General features: G+C 73.9%; 3 protein-coding genes. 1 reads left to right on the top strand and 2 read right to left on the bottom strand.

What is annotated here, in order from left to right:
- The first annotated feature begins 196 nt into the window (after positions 1-196).
- Positions 197-1099 (top strand): LLM class flavin-dependent oxidoreductase, encoded by a 903-nt coding sequence (locus AC069X_RS09145; RefSeq protein WP_478726658.1) that lies wholly within the window; start codon positions 197-199, stop codon positions 1097-1099.
- Between the two features lie 66 nt (positions 1100-1165).
- Here the strand turns inward: AC069X_RS09145 and AC069X_RS09140 are convergent, their stop codons facing one another.
- Together AC069X_RS09140 and AC069X_RS09135 are read right to left on the bottom strand one after the other, a co-directional pair.
- A complete protein-coding gene (locus AC069X_RS09140) occupies positions 1166-4195 on the bottom strand; it encodes a tetratricopeptide repeat protein (protein ID WP_478726656.1) in 3030 nt (1009 codons plus the stop codon).
- A complete protein-coding gene (locus tag AC069X_RS09135) occupies positions 4192-6108 on the bottom strand; it encodes an HSP90 family protein (protein ID WP_478726654.1) in 1917 nt (638 codons plus the stop codon). Before AC069X_RS09135 ends, AC069X_RS09140 begins: the two co-directional genes overlap by 4 nt.
- Between the last annotated feature and the right edge of the window lie 42 nt (positions 6109-6150).

Here is a 6150-nt window from a genome sequence, read left to right as displayed (position 1 = left end):
AGAAAAAACCCTGAGCCAAAAAAGCTTCTCCCCCCCCCCCCCTCCTCCGGCTTTTTCCCCCCAAAACCTGTTTTTTTCCTTGTCCTTTTCCCCCCCCCCCCCTCCCCCACCCCCCCCCCCCCCCCCCCCCCGGGCCGGGCCCCGATGGAGGAGCGGGGTTGGTGTACGCGCCACGGACCGCCGTACGCTCGACCGCATGACTTTGCGCCTGAGCACTGTGATCCTGCCGGTACGCCCGTGGCACGAGGGAGGCCGTGACCAGTGGGAGCGGGCCGAGCGCCTCGGGTTCCACACCGCCTACACCTACGACCACCTGACCTGGCGGACCTTCCGCGACGGTCCCTGGTTCGGCGCGGTCCCCACCCTGACCGCCGCTGCCGCCGTCACCGAGCGAATCCGCCTCGGCACCCTGGTCACGTCGCCGAACTTCCGCCACCCGGTGACCCTGGCCAAGGACCTGATGTCCCTGGACGACATCTCGGGCGGGCGTATCACGCTCGGGATCGGCGCGGGCGGCAACGGCTTCGACGCGAGCGCGCTGGGCCAGGAGGAGTGGAGCCCTCGCGAGCGTGCGGACCGGTTCGCCGAGTTCGTACCGCTGCTGGACCGGCTGCTGACCGAGAAGTCCCTCACCCACCACGGCACGTTCTATTCCGCCCAGGACGCCCGCAGCATCCCCGGCTGCGTCCAGCGTCCGCGCCTGCCCTTCGCCGTCGCGGCGACCGGCCCGCGCGGTGTGAAGCTCGCCGCGAGCCACGGCCAGGCCTGGGTCACCGCCGGTGACCCGAAGGTCTTCGAGGGGACGCCCGAGCAGTCGCTTGAGGCCCTGCGCGCCCAGCACGGGCGCCTGGAGAAGGCCCTGGCGGAGATCGGCCGGGAGTCCGGCTCCATCGAGAAGGTGCTCCTGACCGGCTTCACCCCGGAGCGAGGCTCCATGCTGGAGTCCGTGGACGCGTTCGTCGACTTCGCGGGCCTTCACCGCGAGCTGGGCTTCACCGAGATCGTCATCCACGCGCCGATCCCGGACTCCGACTTCGCCGCCGACGAGGCCGTTTTCGAGCGGATCGCCACCGAGGCCCTCGCCCAGCTGGAGGGCTGAGGATCCGCCGCCGCCCGGGCCGGGTCCCCTGTCACAGGACGGGGACCCGGCCCGGGCGGCCGGTGCTCAGGCCGTCAGATCGGCGATGATCCGCCGCGCCTGCGGGGCCGCCCACTCCGGGGCCATGCCCTCGGGCAGCGACTCGACCTCCTCCAGCAGGGCCGAGATCCTGGCGGCACCCACCTCGGGCCGGCCCAGTTCGTGGTAGGTCCAGGCGGCGTTGTTCAGGCACTGGAAGCGGTCCCGGAGGTTCTCCAGCCCGAGCTTGGCGTACAGCTCCGCCGCGTCCTCCCACAACCGGATCTCCTCCAGCCGCAGGGCCTCGACGGCGGCCGGGCTCAGGGCATCCGCGGCCGGCGTCTCCTCTTCCGCGTCCGGCGCCAGGGCGCTCACCAGCCGGTCCAGCACCTGCGCCAGCTGGTGCCAGGTCTGCGCCAGCTCCGAGAGCAGTTCCGGGTCCTGGGCGGCCGGGGCGGCCAGGGCGCCCTCCAGTACTCCGGCGGCTTCCTCCATCAGGGCCCGGGCGGCTGCCACGGTCTCCTCGGTGACCTCCTCGCGCATGCCCAGCCAGGCCAGCGAGCGCAGGATCCGGACCTCGGCGACCACCGCGTCCCCGGTCAGCCGGCGCAGTTCCAGAGCGCGCCGGTACGCGGCGACGGCTTCCCCGGTCAGACCCGCGTCGGAGAGGCTGTCGGCGGCCGCCTGCGCGAGGCCCGCCTGCGGCCGGGGGTCCTCCCAGTCCTTGACCAGGTCGGCGGCCAGCAGGAACTGCTCCGCGGCACCCCGGGACTCGCGCAGGTCCCGCAGCAGGTTCCCCAGGAACTCCCGCGCCGAGACCGCCTGTCCCTCACCGTGCTCCAGCAGGTCCGGCAGCGCCGACTGCAGCACCTCCGCCGCGTCGGCGGTCCGGCCCTCCCGGGCGTAGGCCTGGGCCAGCACCCTGCGGGCCTGGGCGCCGCCGTCGGCGGCCAGCCCCGCCTGGTCGAACCAGTGCGCCGCCGTAAGGGCGTGCCCGGCGGCCTCCGCGGCCTCGTCCCGCCCGCGCAACAGGACGTCCGCGAGGGTGAGGCGGACGATCCCCTGCTGCTCGGGGTCGGCCACCTCGGCGGAGTGCGCCAGGCCGGACCGTGCCGCCTCCTCGGCCTCCTCGGGCCGTCCCAGGGACAGCAGCACCCCGGCCCGCAGGACGAGGGGGTCCGCCGCCTGCCACGGCCGGCCCGCCTCGACGGACCGTGCGGCCGAGGAGGCGAGCAGTTCCAGGGCCCGGTCGGTGTCGCCCTGCGAGAGGGCCAGCCGGCCGAGCATCTCCTCGGCCTCGGCGGCGAGGTCCGGGACGGTCGGCCCGTAGGCGGAGACGAAGGAGGCGAGTCCGGCCATCAGCAGCTCGTGGCCGTGGTCGTGGTCCTCCTCGTGGTGGTGGCCGTGCTCCTCCTCCTGCTGGTGGCCCTGCTGCTCGTGGTGGCGCTCCCGCGCCGCCTCGGCCGAGCGCAGGTACGGCTCCATGCGCAGCGCGGACAGCTCCGCGAGGGCGATCCGGCGGTCCCGCAGCGGTTCCGCCGCGTCCAGCGCCTCGGCCGCCCGCAGGCCCGCCGCCAGCAGCTCCCTGACCTCCTCCGGCGCGGCCCCGGCCTGGGCGGCGGCGCTCGCCAGCCGCAGCTCGGCCAGCGCGGCGCGCTCGGCCCGGCCCAGCGCGAGGTAGCCGTCGCGAACGGCCGCCAGCAGCCGGACCGCGTCCGGTGCTCCGGCCCGCGCGGCCGTCAGGGCCCGGTGGTCGGCCAGTTCGGCGCGCAGCAGCGGGTGCGTTTCGGATTCCGGCAGCGCGGAGACCCGTACGCCCACCTCGGTCCACAGCCGGTCGGTGTCCGGGTGGCCCCCGTCGCGCGCCGTACGGGCCTGCTCCACGAGCTGCGCGAACTCGACGCCGCTCACGGGCACGGGCACGGGCACCGGTGCCGCCGGGGCGGCCCCTGCCGGCCGGGGCAGCGCGGCGCTGCGTACGCCCAGCGGCAGCGAGTCGGCCAGCGGGGCCTGCCCGAGCCGTCGCAGCAGCCGGTCGGAGACGCGGGTGGTGCCGTTGCGCACGTCGAACCGCCGGGCGATGGCCACGGCCTCCGCGCGCAGGATGCCGTGCAGCTCCTCGACGGTGTGCGCGGAGCCTTCGTACGACACCGTCGGGTCGGCGCCGTGGCCGAGTTCGACGAGCCGGCGCAGCAGAACGGCGACCCCGGCGTAGAAGTCCATCTGCGTCCTGACGTCCACGAGCGGCCGCAGGTGGGCGGCGTGTTCGGCCAGGATCTCCACACCACGCGCCTCGTTGCCGGTGAGGGCGCAGAACTCGATGTGCTGGCCGATCGCGCGCAGCAGGCTCTCCTTGCCCCGCGTCATGCGGTAGCCGCGCAGGTGGTGCGAGCGGGCCTCGTCGGTGCGGCCGAGGCGCAGCAGGGGGGTCAGCGACCGGGCGAGCACCCGGTGCGGTTCCTCCATGCAGGTCTGCTCGCCCTTCAGCACGGGCTCCCACACCTCGATGGCCTTGGCGTGCTCGCCCTTGGTCGCCCAGAACACGCCCTGCGAGTTGGTCTCGCAGGCGTGGCAGTCACTCATGGAGTCGCGGTCGGCGGCGCGCCACTGGGCCATGGCCCGCTCGGCGCGTTCGTCGTCGCCGATGGCGTCGGCGAGGAAGTACTCGGACTGCCGCACCGCCCGCTCGCTGTACCCGGCGATCCGGTAGCGCTTCTCCATGTCGTCGAGGTAGCCCGTGACGGAGGAGATCGGGACGTCGGGGGAGCTGATGATCTGCCCCGAGACCCACTTGAAGCGCCAGAAGAGGGAGTGGGCGTCGCTCGCGTCGAACGCCGACGGGTCGCGGTCGTACTCCTGGAGCAGCCGGGCGAAGGGGACCACCATGCGGCTCCGCTCGGCGCTGTACTCGTAGGCGTCGATCTGGTTGATCAGCGCCATGCGGTACACCTCGGCGTCGCCGCAGACCTCGGCGGCGGCGGCCAGGGCCTCGGCCTGGGCGTTGCGCGCGGCGCCGTGCGGCAGGCTGCGGTTGTCGTAGAGGGCGCGCCGGATCTCCTCGGCCGTCAGGGTGCTCACTTGTCGTCCTCCTGGGACTGGGCGGTCGGGGTGCCGGCGGAGTGGGTGGCCCATTCCAGGAGCCCGATGAAGGCCCGGTTGAGCAGGGCCGAATCGGCCGGGCGCAGCGGTCGCTGGGACATCAGCAGCGCCTGTCCGTAGAGCGATTCGACGGCGGTGCCGGCGAGCGTCGGGTCCGCAAGCCCCGCGATGCGCCGGATCAGCGGGTTGTTGTGGTTGAGGACGAGGCGGGCGCGCGGGCCGGAGCCGCGCAGGGAGCCGAGGATGCCGCTCCACAGGGAGTCGGCGGACTCGAGTGCGGCGGTGCGGTCGCGCTCTTGGCGGGCCTGGCGGTCGTCGAGGTAGAGCGCGGGGACGGCGACGGGCTGGAAGGCACGCAGCACCACGTCGCAGCTCTGGGGCTCCAGGCGGGTGCGGGCGGTGGACAGGAAGGGGGCGAGGGACAGCTCGACGGACGTGGGGACCGGGTCGAGGCGCTCGGTGACGGCCCCCGCGTCCAGTTCGGTGACCTTCAGGTCGGGGCGTACGGAGGGCAGCAGCGCCAGCAGGTCGGCGTCGTAGGTGTAGCCGGCGTTGACGACGCCGAGTCCGTGGGCCGCCGCGATGGGGGCGATCTGGCGGAACTCCTCGACGGTGCGCGTGAAGTGGATCTCGGCGTGGGCGGCCGTGAACTCCTCCAGGTTCATCGATCCGTCGCTGGTCTCGAAGGGCAGCCACGGCAGCATCAGGCCGAGGAGTTCGGCGTCGTGCCGGGCGAGGGACTTCACCCCGAGGTGGTGGACGCTCAGGAAGGCGGCCAGGCGGTCCGGTTCTGTCGCGGCGAGCTCGGCCAGCCAGGCCCGGATACGGGCGCCGAGGGCTTCGCGTACGGCGGCGAGGGTCTCGTCGTCGTAGAGGTTCTCGCGGGAGGCCGTGGGCCGCAGGGTGTCGGTGTCGAGGACGGCGCGGACGAAGAAGGCCCAGTCGGGCAGCAGGTTGTCGGCCTGGTCGGTCAGCAGCATGCCCTTGAGGTGGACTCGGTGTCCGGCCCGGTGGGCGGGGCTGGTCGGTTCGGGGAGTACGTACGCGACCCCGCGCACCCCGGCCACCGGCAGGTCGAGGTCGATGCTGTCGAGCGGGGTGAACCCGAAGAGCTGCGCGCAGTGCCCGGCGAGCGCGACGCGTCGGGCCGCCGGGGTGGGGAAGGCACGGTCCCACACGGCGGGGCGGTCGGTGACGGGCCGGGGGGCGCCGCCGAGGCCGTCGTCGAAGGTGACGGGGTGGGGGAGCAGCGAGCCGTAGTCGCGGGCGAGGCGCTCGACCCGGGCGGGCTCGGTCCACTCCTCGGCGCCCGGGCGGGCCTCCAGGTGGACGGTGGTGCCGGGCTCGGGACGGGCCTCGTGGGGCAGTTCGCGCACGGTGTAGGAGCCGTCGTCCGTGGCCAGCCACTCGACGGGCGCGGCCTGGGGGTCGCGGGCGGAGCGAGTGACGACCCGGATCTGGCGGGCGACGACGAAGCAGGCGAGGAGGCCGATGCCGAACTGGCCCAGGAACTGCTGGCGGGTGGTCTCCAGACCCTGGAGTCCGTCGGCGGAGGTGTCGTCACCGCCGCGCTTGGAGCTGCGGCCGATGGTGGCCAGGAGGGAATGGGCCTCGGCGGCGGTCAGGCCGATACCGGAGTCCTCGATGGTGACGCGGCCGGCGGAGGCGGAGAGGTGGATGCGGACTTCCGCGCCGGGCTCGTGCGCGTGACGCGCGGTCACGGCGTCCACGGCGTTCTGGAGGAGTTCGCGCACGTACACGCGGGGGCTGGAATAGAGGTGGTGGGAGAGCAGGTCGACCAGACCGCGCAGGTCGACCTGGAAGTTGTTGACCTCGCCCTCGGCCGGGGAACCGGTGGGGAATTCGGACGGGGAAGGGGACACGGATGTCATGAGGCATCAGCTCGCTTGCTCGCGTGGTCGGTCGGCGATCGC

This window comes from Streptomyces sp. NPDC043896, from assembly GCF_056435605.1.
This window is presented reverse-complemented; position numbering and strand designations above follow the sequence as displayed.

Excerpts from the sequence above, each read along its gene's own strand:
- AC069X_RS09145 (WP_478726658.1), top strand. The coding sequence starts at position 197 with ATGACTTTGCGCCTGAGCACTGTGATCCTGCCGGTACGCCCGTGGCAC.
- AC069X_RS09135 (WP_478726654.1), bottom strand. The coding sequence starts at position 6,108 with ATGACATCCGTGTCCCCTTCCCCGTCCGAATTCCCCACCGGTTCCCCG.